The organism is Mumia xiangluensis, from assembly GCF_010994095.1.
GTDB classification, from domain to species: Bacteria; Actinomycetota; Actinomycetes; order Propionibacteriales; family Nocardioidaceae; genus Mumia; species Mumia xiangluensis.
Genome location: NZ_WJYO01000001.1, coordinates 295,570 through 314,708, shown reverse-complemented (window position 1 = coordinate 314,708; position 19,139 = coordinate 295,570). Strand labels below are relative to the sequence as shown.

Sequence of the window (19,139 nt, the reverse complement as noted above, 5' to 3'; positions counted from 1 at the left end):
CCTCCTGGGGGTGTCTCGATGGCATCGTGCGCGACGTCAAGACTGTGTAAAGGCTGGCGCTCGGACCGGTCTCTGTGACCTGGGTCACGCATACGTTACCGGTCATGCCCACCGCCGAGCGCGATACCCCGGTCGACAAGGAAGACCTCGACCACCTCGCATCCGAGTACGACGAGGAGCGCCCCTCACGTCGGCTCTCGAGGCGGTGGGACCGCGCGATGACGCTGTGGTGCTTCGTGGTCGCGGCCTTCGTCCTCTGGCAGGTGTTCTTCCCCCTGCGGCAGGGCAACCAGTACTACCTGATCGTCTTCCTCGGCGTCACCCTGCCGCTGGCCTTCCTCCTGTACCGCGGGCGCGCCCGACGCCGTACCGACACCCGTGACGATCCCGGTCCGGTCGACTGGCTGCTCGCACTGGCCGCCCTCGTCGTCGGGCTCTACCCGGTCCTTCCCCTCCCCGAGTGGAGCGCCGGCGGCGGGGGCTTCAGCTCATTCCTCGACCGGCAGGGCGCGCTCGAGCCGCTCGACGTCGCCGCGGGCCTCGTCCTCCTCCTGCTCGTCCTCGAGGCGACGCGCCGTACGACGGGCTGGGTCCTCCCGATCGTGTGCGTGGCGTTCCTGGCGTACGCCTACTACGGCGGCTTCCTGCCGATCGACTGGGTGATCTCGCACCGGGGCGAGGACATCGACCAGATCGTCAACGCGCTCTACAACGAGGCGAGCGGCTTCTTCGGGGTCCCGCTCGACGTCGCAGCGTCGTACATCGTGCTCTTCACGATCTACGGGGCGGTGCTCGACCGGATGGGCGCGGGGCGCTTCTTCGTGGAGTTCAGCTTCTCGCTGTTCCGGAAGTCGGGCACGGCTCCGGGTCGTACGGTCGCGACGTCCGGCTTCCTGCTGGGCACCGTGTCGGGCTCGGGGACTGCGACTGCGGTCACGCTCGGGTCGTTCGCGTGGCCGATCCTCAAGCGTGCGGGCTACCCGCGCGAGGCGGCCGGCGGCATGCTCGCGGCGTCCGGCATCGGCGCGATCCTGTCGCCGCCGACCCTCGGTGCAGCGGCGTTCATCATCGCGGAGTATCTCGGCGTCTCGTACCTCCAGGTGCTCGGCTGGGCGCTCGTCCCGACGCTGCTCTACTACCTCGGCATCTTCCTGGCGGTCGAGATCGACGCGCGGCGCTTCGGGGCGCGCAGGGTCGACGTCGACGTCAACAGCCCGTGGGCGCTGCTCGGCCGGTTCGGCTACCACTTCGTGAGCCTCGGCGTGATCATCGTGTTCCTCGCGCTGGACGTCCCGCCGTTCAAGGCGGTCGTGTACGCGACGGCGGTAGCCGCGTTCTTCGGGCTCCTCGAGGCGGTGCTGTCGCGACGGAGGTTCGCCGGCGGCATCGAGGAGGACCAGGCCACGGCCGAGACCCTGCCGCTGGGCGACTCCGTCCGCGACTACGCCGCCCGTCTCTACGTCGCGCTCGCGACCGGCATCCGCGCCGCGGTCCCGGTGATCGCCGTCTGTGCCGCCGCTGGTGTGATCACGTCGACCATCGCGAAGACCGGCCTGGGCCAGGTGCTGTCGGACCTGCTCGTCGACGCCGCCGACGCTCTCGCGCCCAACCACGCCACGCTGGTCGTGCTCAGCGCGCTGTTCTCCGCCGTCGCGATCATCGTGCTCGGGCTCGCCGTCCCGGTCACCGCGTCCTTCATCCTCAGCTGGATCGTCATCGGCCCGGCGCTGATCAGCCTCGGCGCGGACGGTCCCGAGGTCGCGATGTTCATCTTCTACTACGCCGTGCTGTCGGAGGTGTCACCGCCGACGGCGCTCGCGGCCGTCGCGTCCGCCGCGATCACGGGCGGCAAGGTGATCGCCACGATGTGGCAGGCGTGCAAGTACACGCTGCCCGCGTTCCTGGCCCCGATGGCCTTCATCATGACCGACAACGGCGCCGCCCTCCTCGGGCGTGGACCGTTCGTCGACGTCGTCTGGACGACCCTCGTCGTCGCGTGCGCGGTCGCCGCGCTCGCCGTCGCGACGTCGGGCTGGATGTTCGGACCGACCCGGCGCCTCGAGCGGCTGCTCTGCATCCCGGCCGCTCTCCTCCTCCTCTACCTCGTCCCGGTGTCGATCGCCGTCGGCCTCGCGCTGCTCGCCGCGGCCGTGGTCGTCCACGTGCTCGGCCGCCGGGGGAGTCGTCCGACGCCCACCGCCACACCCATCACCCAGGAGTGAAGTAGCCATGAGACGAACCCGTACGCTCATCACCGCCGGCGCCCTCACCGCGTCCCTCGCGCTCGCGGCCTGCGGCGGTCAGCAGGACAACGACCAGGCGGGCGGCGACGAGGACAGCTGCGACGCCGGCTCGGGCCGGATCGGCATCGCGACCGGCAACTCGACCGGCGTCTACTACGTCGTCGGCGGCGGACTCGCGCAGCTCATCAACGACGAGACCGACCTCAAGGCGACGGCGGCGGAGACAGGCGCGTCGGTGCAGAACGTGCAGCAGCTCGTCGCCGGCGACTACGACATCGCGTTCTCGCTCGCCGACACCGCCGCCGACGCCGTCGAGGGCACGGGGTCGTTCACGGAGAAGCAGGAGGTCTCCTCGATCGGGCGGATCTATCCGAACTACACCCAGGTCGTCGTCCGCAAGGACGCCGACATCGCGTCGATCGCGGACTTCGAGGGCAAGCGGATCTCCACCGGCTCGCCGAAGTCGGGCACGGAGGTCATCGCACAGCGGCTGATCGAGGCCGCCGGGCTCGCCCAGGACGACGTCTCGGCGCAGCGTCTCGACCTCACCAAGACCGTGGACGGCATGAAGGACGGGTCGATCGACGGGCTGGTCTGGTCCGGGGGTCTCCCGACGCCGGCGATCACTGACCTGTTCACCTCGATGGGCGACGACGTGGAGTTCCTCGACATCACGCCGCAGCTGGCGGCACTGCAGGAGGTCAACCCGGTCTACGAGGAGGCGACGATCCCGGCCGCCACGTACGAGCTGGACGCCGACGTGCCGACGATCGCCGTCCCGAACGTCCTGCTCGCTCGCAACGACATGCCCGACAACGTCGCGTGCGCGCTGACGACCCTCGTCTACGAGGACACCGACGCGCTGGTCGCGGTGCACCCGGCAGCCAAGGACATCACGATCGACGACGCGGCGAAGTCCGACCCCATCCCGGTCCACCCCGGGTCGGAGCGGGCGATCGAGGAGATCCAGTAGCCGCCCGCGGTGCGGCGCGGAGCTGCGTGCGGGGAGGGGCGAGGGTCCTTCCCCGCACTCAGCGCGTAAGGATCTGCTCCCGGTGCTGCTCCGCCCAGTCGCCGAGCGGATCCAGGGCGTCGAGCAGGGCCTTGCCCGAGGGCGTCATCGAGTACTCCACGCGTGGCGGGACCTCGTGGTACGACTCGCGGTGGACGACGCCGTACGCCTGAAGCTCCTTGAGCTGCTGGATCAGCATTTTCTCGCTGATCGCCCCGACCTCCCGCCGGAGCGCGCCGAAGCGGAGCGGTCCGTCCCGGAGTGCCCAGAGGATGAGGGCCTTCCACTTGCCTCCGACGACCGTCATACCGGCATCGAGTGCGCAGGTGTACGGGCCGAAGTCGCCGTCATCGCTCATTTCTTACCTCCGGGTGAGTACCGAACTAGAAAGTAGGTACTTGTCGATCGTACGGTGCCCGAACCACGCTGGTCAGGAGAGCGAGGCCGCCGAGCGTCTCGCCGACGGAGAGCAGAGGCGACATGACCGACGACCGGACCAGCAGCCCCACCACCCCCACGAGCGTCTCTGTGATCGGCCTCGGCGCGATGGGTTCCGCGCTCGCGTCGACGTTCGTCGACGCGGGGTTCGACACGACGGTGTGGAACCGCACCGCCGGGAGGGCGGACGGTCTCGTGGCCCGCGGTGCACGCGGTGCCGGCGACCTCGCCGAGGCCTTCACAGCGAGCGACGTCGTCGTGCTCTGCGTGGTGAACCACGAGGCCGCTCGCGCCGTCCTCGCAGCGGCGCCCCCGTCGGACGGCCGCGTCGTCGTCAACCTGACGAACGGCACCCCGCAGGAGGCCGAGTCCTTCGCCGCGGCGGCCCGCGATCGCGGGCACGCGGTCCTCGACGGCGGCATCATGGCGGTCCCCGAGCTGATCGGAGGGCCGCACGCGTTCGTCCTGTACAGCGGCCCGCGGGAGGCGTACGACGCCGCGCGCGAGGTCCTCACCGTGCTCGGCCGGCCCGTCTACGTGAGCGACGACGACGGGGCCGCCTCGTTGTACGACCTCTCGTTGCTGGCCGGGATGTACGGGATGCTCGGCGGGTTCTTCCACGCCGCCGCGCTGGTCCGGTCGGCGGGGCACGGGGTCGAGTCCTTCACCGACGAGCTGCTCGTACCGTGGTTGTCCGCGATGCTCGGCACCCTGCCCGAGTCCGCGCGGAGCATCGACCGCGGTGACTACGCAGAGACCGGCTCCCCGCTGGCGATGCAGGTCGCCAACGACTCCATCGGCGAGGCGAGCGCGGCCCAGGGAGTGAGTGCCGAGCTGTACGCACCCCTGCACGCACTGATGCAGCGTCGCGTGGACGACGGTCACGGTGCGGAGGACATGGCCGGGGTGGTCGAGCTGCTCCACAGTCGCGGGGCGGCGGCGCCGCCACGGTCCAGATCGTCGGTGACGGTGCTCGGGATGGGCCCGATGGGGCGCGCTCTCGCCGGGACGCTCGTGGCCGCCGGGCACGAGGTCACCGTCTGGAACCGGACGCCGGGTCGCGCCGGTGACCTCGTCCGCGACGGCGCGCGCGAGGCGAGCTCGGTCGCGGAGGCGATGGCGGCGAGCGAGGTCACCCTCGTCTCGGTGATCGACGACGCCGCCGCGCGCGAGATCCTCGAGGCGGCCGGGCCCGCGCTGTCGGCAGCAACGGTCGTCAACCTCACGGCCGACACGCCACGGCGCGCCCGGGGCCTGGCCGACTGGGCGTCCGAGCGCGGCTCGGCCTACCTCGACGGAGCGGTGATGACGCCGACCGCGACGATCGGAGGACCAGCGGCGCTCGTCCTCGTGAGCGGCCGGCACGACGTCTTCGCACGCGTCGCCGAGGTGCTCGAGACCCTCGCCGGCACGGTGACCTGGCTCGGCGAGGACCCCGGTCGCGCCTCGGCGTACGACGTCGCCCTCCTCGACCTCTTCTGGACGACGGTCAACGGGTACGCCCACGCGCTCGCCCTCGCTCGCGCCGAGGGGGTCGCCCCGTCGGACCTTGCGCCGTACGCGTCGGGGATCGTGGCCATCATGGACGCCGTCGTCCCTGAGATGGCGGCAGAGCTCGAGGCCGGGGCGTACCCCGGGGAGGACGCGTCGGTGGCGTCGGCCGCAGCGACGATGACGCACGTGGTCGAGGTGTCGCGCGAGCACCGCATCGACGGGTCGGTGATCGAGGCGGCTGCCACGCTCGCCGCGAAGGTCGTCGCGGACGGCCACGGCGGCGAGGGGATCTCGCGCTTGGCGGCATCGCTCGGGGCCGGGGCGGGTCATCCGCAGCCGCGGTGAGCCTGGTCCCACGAGCGGCGCGCGCTGTAGGACCGCTCTCACCGCCGAGGGGGCTGCCAATCGCTCACGATGAGCGGAACGGCGTGGCATCGGTCACGCCGTTCCGCGCGGATCCCTCTGTTTCCAGGCGGTTTCGGCGATCGCAGGAATCTCGCATCATGAGACGCCTGGTCAGGATGCGGATGGCCGACGCAGTCTCGGATGTACGGGGCATACATCCCCGCACCCGTTACCGAGCCAGCAGCACACTGCCGCAAGGAGCAACCCATGTCCGAGCAGGTCCCCCAAGTCGCGCCGCCGAAGTCCCGCAAGGGTCTCTGGATCGTGGCCGCCGTCGCCGCCCTCGTGGTGGCCGTCCTCGCCTACGTGCTCGTCGCGGGAGGTGACGACGACGCCGAGGGTGCGACCAAGGTCCGGCTCGGTGTGGTCGGTGCCAGCGACCCGTACTGGAAGACGTTCAAGGACGAGGCCGCCAAGGAGGACATCGACGTCGAGGTCGTCGACTTCTCCGACTACGCGCAGCCGAACCCGTCGGTCAGCGAGGGCGAGATCGACATCAACCAGTTCCAGCACATCATCTACCTCGCCGACTACAACGTGAAGAACGACGACGACCTCTACCCGATCGGGTCGACGGCGATCTACCCGCTCGGCCTCTACTCGCAGAAGGTCGACTCAGTCGACGCGATCAAGGACGGCGACACGGTCGTGGTCCCGGACGACGACACGAACCAGGCACGTGCGCTCCTCCTCCTCCAGTCGGCGGGCCTGATCTCGCTGAAGGACGGCGGGAGCCCGTTCTCGACCCTCAACGACGTCGAGTCGGACTCGAAGGTCAAGGTCCAGGCCATCAAGGCCGACCTGACCCCGACCTCGCTGCCCGACGTCGCCGCCGCGGTCATCAACAACGACTTCGTCGAGAAGGCGGGCCTCTCGTTCTCCGACGCGCTCGTCACCGACGACGCCTCGGACCCGAAGGCGCAGCCGTACGTCAACATCTTCGCCGTCCGCGCGGAGGACAAGGACAACGAGACCTACCGCAAGCTGGTCGAGATCTACCAGACCAGCCAGCCGGTCATCGACGGAGTGCAGGAGGTCTCGGGCAACACTGCGGAGATCGTGAAGATCCCCGACACCGACCTGGAGAAGACCCTGTCCGACGTCGAGTCGCAGATCCAGGAGCAGTAGGCCCCATGCCTCTGGTCGAGCTGCGCGACGTCACGAAGGTGTTCCCGGCCGCGTCGCGCCACGGCAGCCCCGTGCGCGCGATCGACGGCGTCGACCTCGACGTCGAGGCCGGGGACGTCTACGGGATCGTCGGATACTCCGGCGCCGGCAAGTCCACCCTGATCCGTCTCGTGAACGCGCTGGAGACGGCGACGTCCGGGTCGATCAGGGTGGACGGCACGGAGATCACCGGGCTGTCCGAGCGCCGACTCCAGCACGTGCGCCGGGGGATCGGGATGATCTTCCAGCAGTTCAACCTCCTGCGGTCGCGGACGGTGTACGGCAACGTGATCTATCCGCTCCAGGTCGCGGGCGTCGGCAAGGACGAGGCGCACGCGCGGGTCGCCGAGCTGCTGCAGTTCGTCGGGCTCGCCGAGAAGGCGCACACCTACACCGACCAGCTCTCCGGCGGGCAGAAGCAGCGCGTGGGCATCGCTCGCGCGCTCGCGACGTCCCCGAAGCTCTTGCTCGCGGACGAGTCGACCAGCGCGCTCGACCCGGAGACGACCCAGGAGGTCCTGGCGCTGCTGCGTCGGGTCAACGAGGAGCTCGGGATCACCATCATGGTCATCACGCACGAGATGGAGGTCGTGAAGTCCATCGCCGACAAGGTCGCGGTGATGGAGGGCGGTCGGATCGTCGAGCGCGGCGCCGTCTTCGACGTGTTCTCCGATCCGCAGGCGCAGGTCACGCGCCGGTTCGTCTCGACGATCGTCGACGACCTGCCGGACGACGAGGCACTGGCGCGGCTCCGTGCACGCCACCCCGGTCGGTTCGTGCGGCTCGCGTTCCGTGACCCTGCGGTGAGGCAGGCCGACGTGTACGCCGAGCTCGTACGCCGCGGTGTCGTGTTCGAGCTCGTCCACGGCGGCATCGAGGACATCGGCGGCCGCACGTTCGGCAACCTCACGCTCGCGCTCGACGGCGCGGACGCCGACGTCGACGACGCGCTCACGGCCATCCGGTCGCGCATCGACGCGCGGGAGCTCGCATGAGTGCCCCGACTGTCGTGAGGGCCGTCGACACGAACCTCGGCGAGCTGTGGCCGTTGGTCTGGCAGTCGACGTACGAGACGCTCTACATCGTCGCGATCGCTCTCGTCCTCGGCGGGATCATCGGCATGGCGCTCGGCATGAGCCTGTACGTCACGCGCCCCGCGGGCCTGGTCCCGAGCCGCACGGTGAACGTGATCCTCAACGTGCTGGTGAACTTCTTCCGGCCGATCCCGTTCGTCATCCTCATCGCGGCGCTGCAGCCGCTCGCGCGGGTCGTGGTCGGCATCGGGATCGGCAACCGGGCGATCATCTTCGCGATCACGCTCGCGGCGGCCTTCGGCATCTCGCGCATCGTCGAGCAGAACCTGGTCACGGTCGAGCCCGGTGTCATCGAGGCAGCGCGAGCGATGGGCGCGAGCCGTACGCGGATCATCCGCACCGTGCTGATCCCCGAGGCGCTCGGGCCACTGATCCTCGGCTACACGTTCGCGTTCGTCGCCATCATCGACATGTCGGCGATCGCGGGCGTCATCGGCGGTGGCGGGCTCGGCAACTTCGCCCTGCAGTACGGCTACCGCCAGTTCGACACGGTCGTCACGTGGACGGCGGTGCTGATCATCGTCGCCATCGTCCAGGTCGTGCAGTTCGCCGGCAACCGGCTGGCGCGACGGGTGCTGCGTCGCTGACGACGACGGCTCCGTACGACGTCGGGCCCGGCACGTGATCCACGTGCCGGGCCCGACGTGTGCCGGCTACTTGCTCGGCTCGATGTTGCAGTCGATCTTCGGGTTGGCGCCGACGTAGTTGAGCGGTCCGGCGATGATCGTCACCGCGATGGTGCTGATCTTCGCGCAGTTCGCGTCCGAGCCGCGGAAGTATCCGCGCTGCGCTGCCGCGAGTGCGCCGATCACGAGCCACACGACGACGATGACGGTGACGACCTGTCGGGTGGACGCTTTCCTGGACGTTCTGGTGGCCATGGCTCCTCCTGGGCCCGTCCGCCGCGGGGTCGGCGGACGATGCGCCAGATTAGCGAGGGTGGGCGCCAGTCGCAGATTGCGAGATCAGCCGCGCGCCTGCAGTCCACCCGGCGCGACGCGCGCACCACGGGCGGTGGGGTCGACGAGTGCGCGGTAGCTCATCGTGATCCGGAACGCCTTGATGTCGTACCGGCCGCCGTCGACGGTCGCGACGCCCCACGAGATCCACTGGCCACGCTCGACGAACCGGCGAAGCGACGCGCCGGAGGCACGGAAGACCGTGCGGGTGCCGTACGTGGGCGACAGCCGGCGCATGGTGCTGATGTCGTCCCACGCTCCGGTGATCCCGAAGCCTCCGGCGGTGTTCTTGCGTGCCTTCGTGTGGCCGCCGCCGACGGCTTGGACGGTGAAGGAGCGGTAGTCGTAGGCGCCGATGCCGCGAGCGGAGAAGTACGCCTCGGCGGCCGAGCGCGCTCCCTTGCGCGTGCAGCGGTGGTTGCTCGAGACAGCGACCGACTTCTTCCACGCCTTGCCCTTGCGCGCGGGCTTGACGATCTTGCCGCACTTCCCGACGTAGCTGCCGGAGAGGTACCCGCGGGGCGACACGGTCGCACGGACGTCGTAGGTCACCAGCCGCTTCGCGGAGACGGCGACGTTGCGTACGGGGCTGTAGCCGACGAGACCGTCGGAGTCGACGAAGCGCGAACGGACCCGGTACGTGCCCTTCGCCAGCGTGGCTCCGGCAGTCGTGCGCCCCGTCCAGCGGGCGCTGCGCGCGGCGCTGGACCAGACGACGGCACCCGAGCCGTTGAGGACCTGCAGCGAGGAGGTCGTCGCGACCTCGCTCGTCACCCCTGGGCTGGTGAGCGTGACGGCATCGCCGTACCCGTCGACGTGCGGGAAGACCGTGCTGGCGGACACGCTCGGCGCCGCGGTCGCACGCGGGGCGACGACGTTGGCGCGGACGGTGACCTCGTCGACGGGGGTGGAGCCGTCGACGTCGGCGCGAAGCCTCGCGGTGTACACACCGTCGGCGACCTGTGCGCCGCCGGTGGCCCGGCCGTCCCACAGCACGCTCGCGTCGCCGATCGGGAGCTCGGTCAGCGGCAGCGACGCCACGACCGTGGAGCTCCCTGCCGCGCGGATCTCGACGACCGCCGAGGGGATCTCCTCGGCGAGCGTGAAGGTCAGGGTCGCCGGGACGCCGGGGGTGATGACACCCGGCGTGGCCGTGCCGGCGTGAGCGGCGGGCGCTGCCACGAAGGGGACGAGCGCAAGGGCGAGGGCAGGGACAAGGGTGCGACGCATGGGGGAACCTCGGCGGGGGATCGTGCTCGCCGGGGGTGGCGTGCTGCGTCAGCGTACGGCGTACGCCAGGCGGGCGGCTGGCGTGTTTCCGAACCGTGACCTCGGGGATGTCTCAGTCGTAGTGTCGCCACGTCGCACGGGCCGGGACCTGCCCGAGCAGGTCCCGGCCCAACGCCCGAGGCCGCGGCGTCAGCGCCTGATCGTCACCACCTTCACGGCCGACGTGCTCGCGCCGTAGCGGGTGTCGCCGCTGTAGACGACCTTCACGCGCAGCTTCTTCGTGCGCGGGGCCTCGTACCCGACGGTGGCGGTGCCTGCCTGAGCAGCGGTGAGACGAACGGTCTTGACGACCTTGTACGCCCCGCCACCGCGCTTGACGTAGACCTTCACCGTGCCGGTCGGCTGGGTCCCGGCGACGGCGCCGCGCACCTTCGCCGTGAGCGTCAGCCTCTTGCCGCGCTTCACCGACGACTTCGACGAGACGGACGCGGCGGTCGCCTTCTTCGCGACGCGCAGAGAGGCTGTCGCCGTGGAGCTGGCGTCGACCTCGTCGGTGCCGAGGAAGGTCGCTGCGACCGCGTACGTCCCGGGGGCCAGCGTGGCCGGGAGCGTGAAGCTCCCGCGTCCGTCGGTCAGGCGGACGCTCCGCCTCACCGAGCCGTACCCGATCTGCACGGTGCCGTCCGGCGAGCCCGCGACCGCCACCTGTCCGCGCACCGTGCTCCCGAAGGTGCTGGCGGTGGCGGAGAGGACGAGCGCGATCGTCGACCGCCCCTTCTCGAGCGTCAGCGAGATCGCGTCGGAGGTGGAGGAGTCTGCGCTCGTCGTCGCGGCGTACGACGCGGCGAGGGTGTGCGTGCCGGCCTTCAGACCTGGCACCTCGAGCGTCGCGGTGCCGTCGACGACGTCGGTGCTCCCCAGCGGCTTGCCGCCGTCGGTGAACGTGACCGTGCCCTCCGACGCCCCGGTGACGGTCGCCGTCATCGTGACCGGCTCGTTGATCGCCGGCAGGGCCGGTTCGATCGCGAGCGCGGTCGACGTCGTGGCAAGGACGGTCAGGTCGCCTGCGGCCTCGCGCAGCGATCCCGCGCCGGTCGCGGTCACCGCGACCGGGCCGGTGGGCGTGCCCGCGGGCACCACGAGGTCGTACGACACCGCACCGGTGGACGTGGCTGTCGCCGACCCAGCGGGATCTCCGCCGAGCGTGAAGGCGACGGACTCACCGGCGCGGAACCCGGTCGCCGACACCGTCGTCGTCTCCTCCGGTGCGGGAGCGGCGTCGCTGACCGTGAGGTCGTGCACGGTGCCCTGGGCGGTGAGCTCGGCGCACGCGTCGCCCGGGGTCCCGACGGCCGGCAGCGAGGCTGCCGGGTCGACCGGGTCCGGCGTCGTCGGGTCGCCGTCAGAGACGGTGACGCCGTCGTCCTCGCGGACGGTGAGCCAGTCGAGAGCCCGCGGCCCCATGACGCCGCCGCTGGTGTTGGTGGCGGTGACCTTGAAGGTGACGCTCGCGCTCGCCGACGTCGCGGAGTCGCCGTAGGTCGGCCCCTCGACGACCTTGCACACCTCGCCGGGGGCGAAGGTCACCTTCCGCACGGTGCGGCCGACCTTGGACGTGGTGCTCGCCGTACCGAGAACCGACGCGTAGGCGACGACCGGCTCGTCCGACGGACGGTTGAGCGTCACCGCGACGTCGACGGTGCCCGGCCCCGTGCCCTCGTCGACGCGCTGGGCGCCGACGCCGACCGAGGGACGCGTCCTCGACTCGGGGTTTCCGAGCGAGGGCGCGTCGAGCGACAGGTCGGACACGAGCACCGACCCTGCGGTCGTCGCCGCCCCTGCGCCGAGACGGACCTCGCGCAGGTCGCTCACGTCGATACCGAGACCCGCCAGAGGCAGGTTGACCTGCTGGAGCACGATCTTGCCGAGCGTCGCCGCGCCTGCCCCCGTGCTGATCGGCATCCGCCGGAGGGCGAGCGGGTTGAGCTCGGACACCTGCTTGGTGACCGTGGCGCCCGCCCCGTCGACGAGCGTGATGGCGAGATCGGTCTCGGCGGCCATGGTCTCGTCGGCGGCGACCTTCAGCGACAGCCGGTCGTACGCCGAGGCGTCGCGGGCGGCCTTCGGGACGGTGACGCGAACCTCGCCCGCACTGGTCCACGAGAGCTTGCCCATCGGCGACGTCGGCACGTCGCCGCCCCAGTTCATCGGGGCCCAGTGCGGCACCTGGCCGCTGCCGAGCGTGGAGGGCGCGCAGGCGGCGAACGGCTGCGACACCGCGCGTCCGCCCAGGCTCGCGCAGATGCCGAAGGACGCGGCGCCGTACGGGCGGACGTTGCTGCTCGTCTCGGTGAACGTCTCGATGTCCTGGCGGCTGGACGGTGCCTGGACCGCCGTGGTCCGGATGTCCTTGCCGACGAGCGTGCCGGCGACGGCGCCGGTGCCGTCGAACACCGGCAGGAACTGCTTCTCCTCGCCCAGCGTCAGGCGGAAGAACCCGGCGACGAGTGCGGTGCCGACGTCGTACTGGTCGGCGGGGCTGAGGCGGATCGAGGTCTCCGCGACGGCAGCGGACGTCCCGCAGACGGGATCGTTGATGCGGGTGCCGTTCGACCAGTCGTCGGAGACCGCGTATGGGTAGACGCCCGGTGTCCAGACCGTGTTGAAGAAGTTGTGGTTCGCGCCCATCACCCACATCGCCGAGCGGAGCACGTCGTCGTCGAACGCGTAGCGCGAGTCGTCGAACATGTGCTGGCCCTGCTGGTTGGAGACGTCGCCGTCGCAGTACGGCAGGAGCGTCATCATCGTGACGTCCGGGATCGTGAACCGGTTGAAGTCGACCGGAGCGAGCGGCAGGACGGACTTGATCGCCCACGGCTCGTCGAGCGCGGCGTTGAGGACCGCAGCAGACGCCACGCCCTCGCCGCCCCGTGAGTGCCCCATGAGACCGATGCTCGAGAAGTCGAGGCGGCCGACGAGGTCACCAGCGGTCAGCGACGCCTCGTGCGCGGTGTCGAGCATGTCGTCGTCGGTCTCGGCGAGCGCCTGGTCGAGCGTGATGTCACGGTCGGCGGCGTTGTCACGCAGGGAGACGGTCTCGCCCGCGTTCGCCTTCTTCAGCAGCGACAGCGTGTCGAGCGTCAGCTGGCCACGGGTGAGCTGGCCGTAGTCGATCGACAGCTGGTTGTCGTTGGCGTTGATCGCGTTGGCCGAGATCGACACGACCGCGTATCCGTGGCTGGCGAGGGCGCGCGCGGCGTCGTCGTACCCCTGGTAGCTGGGGATGCGGACCTGGTTCGGGCCGCAGGGCCAGCGGGCGGGGTTGGCGGTGCCCTGCGAGCAGGACGTGTGTCGGCCGTGCATGAAGATCACGACCGGGCGTGCGCCGCCGGTACGGGGGAGGTAGACCTTGCCGCGGACCTCGCCGCGGATGCCGCCGATCGAGACAAGGTCGATCGACTGGTCGCCGAAGTCGTAGATGTCCTCGTCCCAGGCGTACGAGCCGAGCGAGCCGGGGTCGTCGTCGAGCTCCGCCTGCGCGGACAGGTCCGGCACGGTGGTCGCGGCGACGCCGCGCGCCTTCGCAGCCGAGTCGACGTCAGCGCTCTCGATGCTGGACCAGCCGGCCTCGAGCGAGGTCGCGGTGAGCACGGCCCGGTCGGTGGTGATGGTCGTCAGGCTCGTTCCGTCGGCGGACTCGGCAGCGAGGCCGACCGCGTGCCCGTCCGCCTCGATGGTCGGCGCGTCGGACTTGATCGGGAGGGGGTCGTCCAGCTCGACGGTGACCTCGTACGCGCCGCCGAGGTCGGTGACGGTCCAGCCGTCGCCCGTCCGTACGGAGCCGGTCTCCGCCGATGCGGGGAGGGGGACGGCGGCGACGGCACTCGTGGCGAGGCCTGCCGCGACCAGGCCGTGCACGAGGCGACGGCCGAGGATGCTTCTTCTCAAGGTGACTCCAGCTCGGCGTCTGTAAGGGCAGACGCTGACCGCGAGGAGCGCTGGTTCGGCTCCCCGCGGAGACGCTAAAAGTCTCCATCGCGTGAATTGAGACGACGGGATGTCAGGAAAGTTAAACCGGTGTCCGGTTTCGGTCACGTGTGATCTTCACGACGCCCCACATATCTTGCATCTGAGATTCCGATTTAAGTAGCGTCGAGTCATGCAGCTCGCGCAGTTCACGGACCTGGGACTCCGGATCGTGATGCGCCTCGCGGTCCTTCCGGCCGGCGAGACGATGCGCACCCAGGACGTCGCCGACCAGATGGCCGTCTCCGCCACCCACTCGGCCAAGGTCGTCGCCCGGCTCGCGTCGCTCGGGGTCGTCGAGACCCGCCGGGGGCGCACGGGCGGGCTCTCGCTCACCGACGCCGGACGCGCCTCCTCGATCGGCTGGCTCGCACGTCAGCTCGAGGGTGAGGGTGAGGTCGTCGACTGCGAGGGCGGCGTGCCGTGCCCGCTGCGTGACGCCTGCCGCCTGCGCGGGCTCCTCAAGCAAGCACGTGAAGCGTTCTTCTCCACCCTCGACGGGCACACGGTGGCCGACATCTCCGGCGACCCGACGGGGCCCGTCCTCCTCACCTTGGCGACGCGATGACGTCGTCACGTCCACCCCTCAGGAAGCGTCAATCCCCCAGGAAGGGAGCCCCCATGCTGTCTGCCACCTCCACCGAGGTCGTACGCGCCACCCTGCCCGTCGTCGGCGGCGCGATCGGTGAGATCACGCCGAACTTCTACCGCCGGATGTTCGCCGCGCACCCCGAGCTGCTGCGGGACACGTTCAACCGCGGCAACCAGGCTCAGGGCGACCAGCAGCGCGCACTGGCAGGGGCGATCGCCGCGTACGCGACCCTTCTCGTCGACCCGGACGCGCCCCCGCCGGCGGCGCTGATGTCGCGGATCGCGAACAAGCACGCCTCGCTCGGCATCCTCCCGGAGCAGTACGCGATCGTGCACGAGCACCTGTTCGCCGCGATCGTCGAGGTGCTCGGGGACGCCGTCACACCCGAGGTCGCCGCGGCATGGGACGAGGTCTACTGGCACATGGCTGATGCCCTGATCGCCGCCGAGAAGGGCCTGTACGCCGGGGCGGGCGTCGAGGCCGGCGACGTCTGGCGCGAGCTCGTCGTCACCGAGCGGCAGCTGGTCTCCACCGACACGGTCGCCTTCACGCTGGCGACGTCCGACGGGGTGGCGCTGCCGACCTTCCTCCCCGGCCAGTACGTGTCGGTCCAGGTGGAGCTCCCCGACGGCGCGCACCAGATCCGCCAGTACAGCCTGTCGGCCGCCCCGGGAGCCGGCGCCTGGCGCATCGGCGTACGGCGGATCGCCCCGTTCGCAGCCGACGGCACGCCGCAGCCCGCGGGCGAGGTCTCGAACCACCTGTACGACAACGTGTTCGAGGGCGACCGCGTCCGCGTCTCGCTGCCGTTCGGCGACCTCACCCTCGACGACTCGTCCGACCCGCTCGTCCTCGTCTCGGCGGGCATCGGGGTGACACCGATCCTCGGCATGCTCGACCACCTCGCGGCGGCACGCGCCGAGCGCCGCGTCGAGGTGATCCACGCCGACCGGACGCCCGCGCGGCACGCCCACCGAGCGGAGCTGTCCGCGCTGGTCGAGCGGATCCCCGGCGCGACGCTGCACACCTGGTACGAGGAGCTCGGTACGAGGGAGCCGCAGGGCCGGGTCCGTGCGGGCCGCGTCGACCTCGAGGCCGTCGAGGTGCCGGCCGACGCGACGGCGTACCTGTGCGGCCCGTTGCCGTTCATGCTCGGCGTCCGCGACGCGCTGGTCGCGCGCGCCGTCCCGGCCGAGCGCATCCACTACGAGGTGTTCGGCCCCGACACCTGGATCCCGTCCGCCTCCTGACCGGAGCGCGTCACGCGAGTCCGGTCAGCTTCGCCAGCAGGTACGGCTCGGTGCCCGCGAGCCCCACCGAGTAGAAGAGGCACACCTGGTCGCGCGATGTCCGTCCGGCCGCTGCACCGTCGAGGACCGCCCCCAGCTCGTGGAGGTGGTCCTCGACGCGTGTCCCGACCACGGTGCTCGGTGGGTCGTACCCGAGGGCCTGCGCCCGCGAGTCGGTGACGACCACGTCGGCGGCGTCGAGCAGGTCCGACCCGATCTCGTGCCGGCCCATCTGCTTGGGCCCGAGCGTGGCGACGTACGCGCCGGGCGTCAGCCAGTCGTAGGAGATGACCGGGCTCGGGCTCGGTGTCGCGCACACGACGAGGTCGGCGCCCTCGACGGCCTCGCGCGCGGAGGTGACCGCTGTGCAGGGGACGTCGAAGTGCTCGCGGGCACGACGGGCGAACCCTGCGCGGTGGCCCTGGTCACGCGCGAACACCCGGACGTCCTCGAGCTCACGCACGGCGTCGATCGCCCACAGCTGCGTCCACGCCTGGGTCCCGGCGCCGATCAGCGCGAGGCGTGACGCGTCGGGGTTCGCGAGGACGTCCGCGGCGGCACCGCCGATCGCCCCCGTACGGCGCGGGCCGAGCTCGGCGCCGATCGCGACCGCATGGACGCGGCCGGCCTCGGCGTCGTGGACGACGACGACCTGCTCCCCGGCGACGAGGCCGAGGGTGTCGTACGCGCGGTAGCCGTACCAGGAGCCGTCGAGGTGACCCGCGGTGACGACCAGCGCGCCGGCGCCGATGTCCGCGGCGACCCGCGCCGGAGCATGGAGGTCACCCCGGTGCGCCGCGACCGCGGCCTCCTTCATCCAGCGCACCGCGTCGGACGCGCGGAGGGTCGCGAGGACCGCGGTGTCGGTGACGAGCTCGACCATGGCTCCACCGTCGCAGAGACGGCTCCGGCGGGCGAGGCGGAGTCCGTGCAGCGGTACCCCGGTGGGAATGAGGGGACCCCGGATAGACTTGAGAGTTCTGTCAAAGGTGTCGTTCCCGAGGAGCTACGTGTCGGACCCAGATACCCCGGTGCCCGCCGAGCAGCGTGAGATCGCTGACGAGCAGGCGTACGTCGACGTCGTCTACGGCCGGCTCGAAGCGTCGACCCAGGCCGCGCAGGCGCTCGCCCGTGAGGGCTACGCGCGCGGCCACGTCGGTCACGAGGGCGGCCTCGTCGAGCGCGACGCGATGGTCTACCAGGCGTCCAAGCGGATCGCGGCGCTCAACGCCGCGCACGAGGGCCTCGTCTTCGGGCGCCTCGACCTGGTCGACGGCGACAAGCGCTACATCGGCCGGATCGGCGTCCGCGACGCCGAGCGCGAGGTCCTCCTCATCGACTGGCGCGCGCCCGCCGCGGCGGTGTTCTACCAGGCGACCGCCCAGGACCCCGCGGGCGTCGTCCGCCGCCGCGTGCTGCGCAGCCGCGGTGCGACCGTCGTCGGTGTCGAGGACGAGCTGCTCGACGGCGACAACGCGCCCGCCGACATGGTGGTCGTCGGCGAGGGTGCGCTGCTCGCGAGCCTGAGCCGCGCCCGAGACGCCTCGATGCACTCCGTCGTCGCCACGATCCAGAAGGAGCAGGACGAGGCGATCCGCGCACCCAGCCGAGGAGCCACCACGATCGGCGGTGGCCCCGGCACGGGCAAGACGGTCGTCGCGCTGCACCGCGCCGCGTACCTCCTGTACGTCGACCGGCGCCGCTTCGAGTCCGGTGGCGTTCTCGTCGTCGGGCCCTCCGGCGTCTTCATGAACTACATCGAGCGCGTGCTGCCGAGCCTCGGTGAGACGTCGGTGACGCTGCGCTCGCTCGGCGAGGTCGTCGACGGCGTCTCCGGACGCCGGCACGATGCGCCTGCCGTCGCGGCGATCAAGGGATCGGCGCGCATGGTCCAGCTCCTGACGCGGGCGGCGCGCGCCGCGCAACCCGGCGAGCCGACCTCGTTCCGCTACTTCTACCGCGACGACGTCCTGCGGCTCGACGACGCCGCCCTCCACCGGCTGCGCCTGCAGCTGCTGTCGGGCCAGCAGCGCAACCGCGCCTACGGCCGCGTCCAGAAGACCCTCCTCGACGCGCTCTGGTCGCAGGTCGAGGGTGAGCGTGCGCTGGAGAAGGAGCGCGACGAGTTCGACAAGGTGCTCACCTCCGATGACGCGTTCCTCGACTTCGCGGCCGCCTGGTGGCCGCCGCTCGACGCCGTGGACGTGTGGGAGTCGCTCGGCGATCCCGACACGCTGCGCCGGCACGCCGAGGGTGTCCTGAAGCGTGCCGAGATCGACCTGCTCGCGTCCGCCTGGCGCAGCGCCGACACCGGCTCGTCGAGCGGCGCGCCGTCGATCGAGGACGTCCCGTTGATCGACGAGCTGCGCTACCTGCTCGGCGAGGTGCCGCCGGACGACGCCGACGACGACCCGTACGACGTCAAGCAGATGATGTCGTTCGAGCGCGAGGAGTCCGCCGTCCGCAAGCAGCGGGCGACCCAGTCGATCGAGGACGACTCGTACGCGCACGTCCTGGTCGACGAGGCGCAGGACCTCTCGCCGATGCAGTGGCGGATGCTCGGACGTCGCGGCAAGTACGCGAGCTGGACGATCGTCGGCGATCCGGCACAGTCCTCCTGGCCGTACCCCGACGAGGCCGCCGCCGCACGGGCCGCTGCCCTCGACGGCAAGGACGAGCACTACTTCCGCCTGTCGACGAACTACCGCAACTCGGCCGAGATCTACGACCTCGCGGCGGACGTCGCGCGGGTCGCGATCCCGGGCGCCGACACGCCGGACGCCGTCCGACGCACGGGGGAGGAGCCGCGCCACGTCGCCGTCTCGCCCGACGAGGTGTGGCCCGCGGTGCGCACGGGCGTCCGCGAGCTCGCGGCGCAGGTCGAGGGCACGATCGCCGTCGTCGTCCCGGCCGAGCGTCGCGTCGAGGCAACCGCCGAGCTCGCCGAGGAGCTCGACGACCTCGATCGTCTGCGCGTGCTCGACGGCCTCGACACCAAGGGCCTGGAGTTCGACGCCGTGCTGGTCGTCGAGCCGGACGAGGTCGTGGCCGAGGCGGAGTCGGGGTGGCGCACGCTGTACGTCGTGCTGACCCGGGCAACCCAGCTCCTGCTCACCGTCGGCTCGACGCGCCGATGGCTGGACCGCGTCGAGGCCTGACCAGGTTCATGTTCGGGCGACCCCGGGTCTCT

14 protein-coding genes are annotated in these 19,139 nt (G+C 71.1%); 9 read left to right on the top strand and 5 right to left on the bottom strand.

Annotated elements, in window-relative coordinates; translation table 11 throughout:
- Positions 1–104: 104 nt before the first annotated feature.
- Both GH747_RS01380 and GH747_RS01375 read left to right on the top strand, forming a co-directional pair.
- Positions 105–2,222, top strand: a complete 2,118-nt coding sequence (locus GH747_RS01380) for a TRAP transporter permease (RefSeq protein ID WP_149767569.1) — start codon at positions 105–107, stop codon at positions 2,220–2,222.
- Positions 2,223–2,229: 7 nt separating this feature from the next.
- On the top strand, positions 2,230–3,216 hold the full coding sequence (locus GH747_RS01375) for a TAXI family TRAP transporter solute-binding subunit (protein WP_149767568.1): 987 nt from the start codon (positions 2,230–2,232) through the stop codon (positions 3,214–3,216).
- A gap of 58 nt (positions 3,217–3,274) precedes the next feature.
- Here GH747_RS01375 and GH747_RS01370 read toward each other — a convergent pair whose 3' ends face one another.
- Positions 3,275–3,613 carry a winged helix-turn-helix transcriptional regulator gene (locus GH747_RS01370; protein WP_149767566.1) on the bottom strand — a complete coding sequence of 113 codons (339 nt, stop codon included), beginning with the start codon at positions 3,611–3,613 and terminating at the stop codon, positions 3,275–3,277.
- A gap of 122 nt (positions 3,614–3,735) precedes the next feature.
- Between GH747_RS01370 and GH747_RS01365 the strand changes: the two genes are divergently transcribed.
- The 4 genes from GH747_RS01365 to GH747_RS01350 all read left to right on the top strand — a co-directional run bounded on the left by GH747_RS01365 (position 3,736) and on the right by GH747_RS01350 (position 8,440).
- Positions 3,736–5,532, top strand: coding sequence for an NAD(P)-dependent oxidoreductase (locus GH747_RS01365; protein WP_149767564.1), 1,797 nt, complete (start codon positions 3,736–3,738; stop codon positions 5,530–5,532).
- A 267-nt stretch (positions 5,533–5,799) separates the two neighbouring features.
- The gene (locus GH747_RS01360) at positions 5,800–6,720 is read left to right on the top strand and encodes a MetQ/NlpA family ABC transporter substrate-binding protein (RefSeq protein ID WP_149767562.1); all 921 of its coding nucleotides are present in this window, start codon (positions 5,800–5,802) and stop codon (positions 6,718–6,720) included.
- A 5-nt stretch (positions 6,721–6,725) separates the two neighbouring features.
- Positions 6,726–7,754, top strand: coding sequence for a methionine ABC transporter ATP-binding protein (locus GH747_RS01355; protein WP_149767560.1), 1,029 nt, complete (start codon positions 6,726–6,728; stop codon positions 7,752–7,754).
- Positions 7,751–8,440: a methionine ABC transporter permease gene (locus GH747_RS01350; protein ID WP_149767558.1), complete on the top strand. Its 690-nt coding sequence runs from the start codon at positions 7,751–7,753 to the stop codon at positions 8,438–8,440. The genes GH747_RS01355 and GH747_RS01350 overlap by 4 nt, the downstream gene beginning before the upstream one ends.
- A gap of 66 nt (positions 8,441–8,506) precedes the next feature.
- Here the strand turns inward: GH747_RS01350 and GH747_RS01345 are convergent, their stop codons facing one another.
- The 3 genes from GH747_RS01345 to GH747_RS01335 form a co-directional block, all read right to left on the bottom strand.
- Positions 8,507–8,734 (bottom strand): hypothetical protein, encoded by a 228-nt coding sequence (locus GH747_RS01345; protein WP_149767556.1) that lies wholly within the window; start codon positions 8,732–8,734, stop codon positions 8,507–8,509.
- An 84-nt stretch (positions 8,735–8,818) separates the two neighbouring features.
- Positions 8,819–10,042, bottom strand: coding sequence for a FlgD immunoglobulin-like domain containing protein (locus GH747_RS01340; protein WP_149767554.1), 1,224 nt, complete (start codon positions 10,040–10,042; stop codon positions 8,819–8,821).
- Positions 10,043–10,231: 189 nt separating this feature from the next.
- Positions 10,232–13,990, bottom strand: a complete 3,759-nt coding sequence (locus GH747_RS01335) for an Ig-like domain repeat protein (RefSeq protein WP_149767553.1) — start codon at positions 13,988–13,990, stop codon at positions 10,232–10,234.
- A gap of 211 nt (positions 13,991–14,201) precedes the next feature.
- Here GH747_RS01335 and GH747_RS01330 point away from each other — a divergent pair, with 211 nt between their 5' ends.
- Positions 14,202–14,636: an RrF2 family transcriptional regulator gene (locus tag GH747_RS01330; protein WP_149767551.1), complete on the top strand. Its 435-nt coding sequence runs from the start codon at positions 14,202–14,204 to the stop codon at positions 14,634–14,636.
- Between the two features lie 53 nt (positions 14,637–14,689).
- Entirely contained in the window at positions 14,690–15,910 is a 1,221-nt protein-coding gene (locus GH747_RS01325; protein WP_149767549.1) for a globin domain-containing protein, read from the top strand.
- 10 nt (positions 15,911–15,920) lie between these two features.
- Here the strand turns inward: GH747_RS01325 and GH747_RS01320 are convergent, their stop codons facing one another.
- Complete coding sequence (locus tag GH747_RS01320) at positions 15,921–16,832, bottom strand: ornithine cyclodeaminase family protein (protein WP_149767547.1); 912 nt, start codon at positions 16,830–16,832, stop codon at positions 15,921–15,923.
- 127 nt (positions 16,833–16,959) lie between these two features.
- On the opposite strand from GH747_RS01320, the gene GH747_RS01315 reads away from it, so the two are divergent.
- On the top strand, positions 16,960–19,107 hold the full coding sequence (locus GH747_RS01315) for a HelD family protein (RefSeq protein ID WP_228552726.1): 2,148 nt from the start codon (positions 16,960–16,962) through the stop codon (positions 19,105–19,107).
- The last annotated feature ends 32 nt before the right edge of the window (positions 19,108–19,139 follow it).

Excerpts from the sequence above, each read along its gene's own strand:
- GH747_RS01380 (WP_149767569.1), top strand. The coding sequence starts at position 105 with ATGCCCACCGCCGAGCGCGATACCCCGGTCGACAAGGAAGACCTCGAC.
- GH747_RS01375 (WP_149767568.1), top strand. The coding sequence starts at position 2,230 with ATGAGACGAACCCGTACGCTCATCACCGCCGGCGCCCTCACCGCGTCC.
- GH747_RS01370 (WP_149767566.1), bottom strand. The coding sequence starts at position 3,613 with ATGAGCGATGACGGCGACTTCGGCCCGTACACCTGCGCACTCGATGCC.
- GH747_RS01365 (WP_149767564.1), top strand. The coding sequence starts at position 3,736 with ATGACCGACGACCGGACCAGCAGCCCCACCACCCCCACGAGCGTCTCT.
- GH747_RS01360 (WP_149767562.1), top strand. The coding sequence starts at position 5,800 with ATGTCCGAGCAGGTCCCCCAAGTCGCGCCGCCGAAGTCCCGCAAGGGT.
- GH747_RS01355 (WP_149767560.1), top strand. The coding sequence starts at position 6,726 with ATGCCTCTGGTCGAGCTGCGCGACGTCACGAAGGTGTTCCCGGCCGCG.
- GH747_RS01350 (WP_149767558.1), top strand. The coding sequence starts at position 7,751 with ATGAGTGCCCCGACTGTCGTGAGGGCCGTCGACACGAACCTCGGCGAG.
- GH747_RS01345 (WP_149767556.1), bottom strand. The coding sequence starts at position 8,734 with ATGGCCACCAGAACGTCCAGGAAAGCGTCCACCCGACAGGTCGTCACC.
- GH747_RS01340 (WP_149767554.1), bottom strand. The coding sequence starts at position 10,042 with ATGCGTCGCACCCTTGTCCCTGCCCTCGCCCTTGCGCTCGTCCCCTTC.
- GH747_RS01330 (WP_149767551.1), top strand. The coding sequence starts at position 14,202 with ATGCAGCTCGCGCAGTTCACGGACCTGGGACTCCGGATCGTGATGCGC.
- GH747_RS01325 (WP_149767549.1), top strand. The coding sequence starts at position 14,690 with ATGCTGTCTGCCACCTCCACCGAGGTCGTACGCGCCACCCTGCCCGTC.
- GH747_RS01320 (WP_149767547.1), bottom strand. The coding sequence starts at position 16,832 with ATGGTCGAGCTCGTCACCGACACCGCGGTCCTCGCGACCCTCCGCGCG.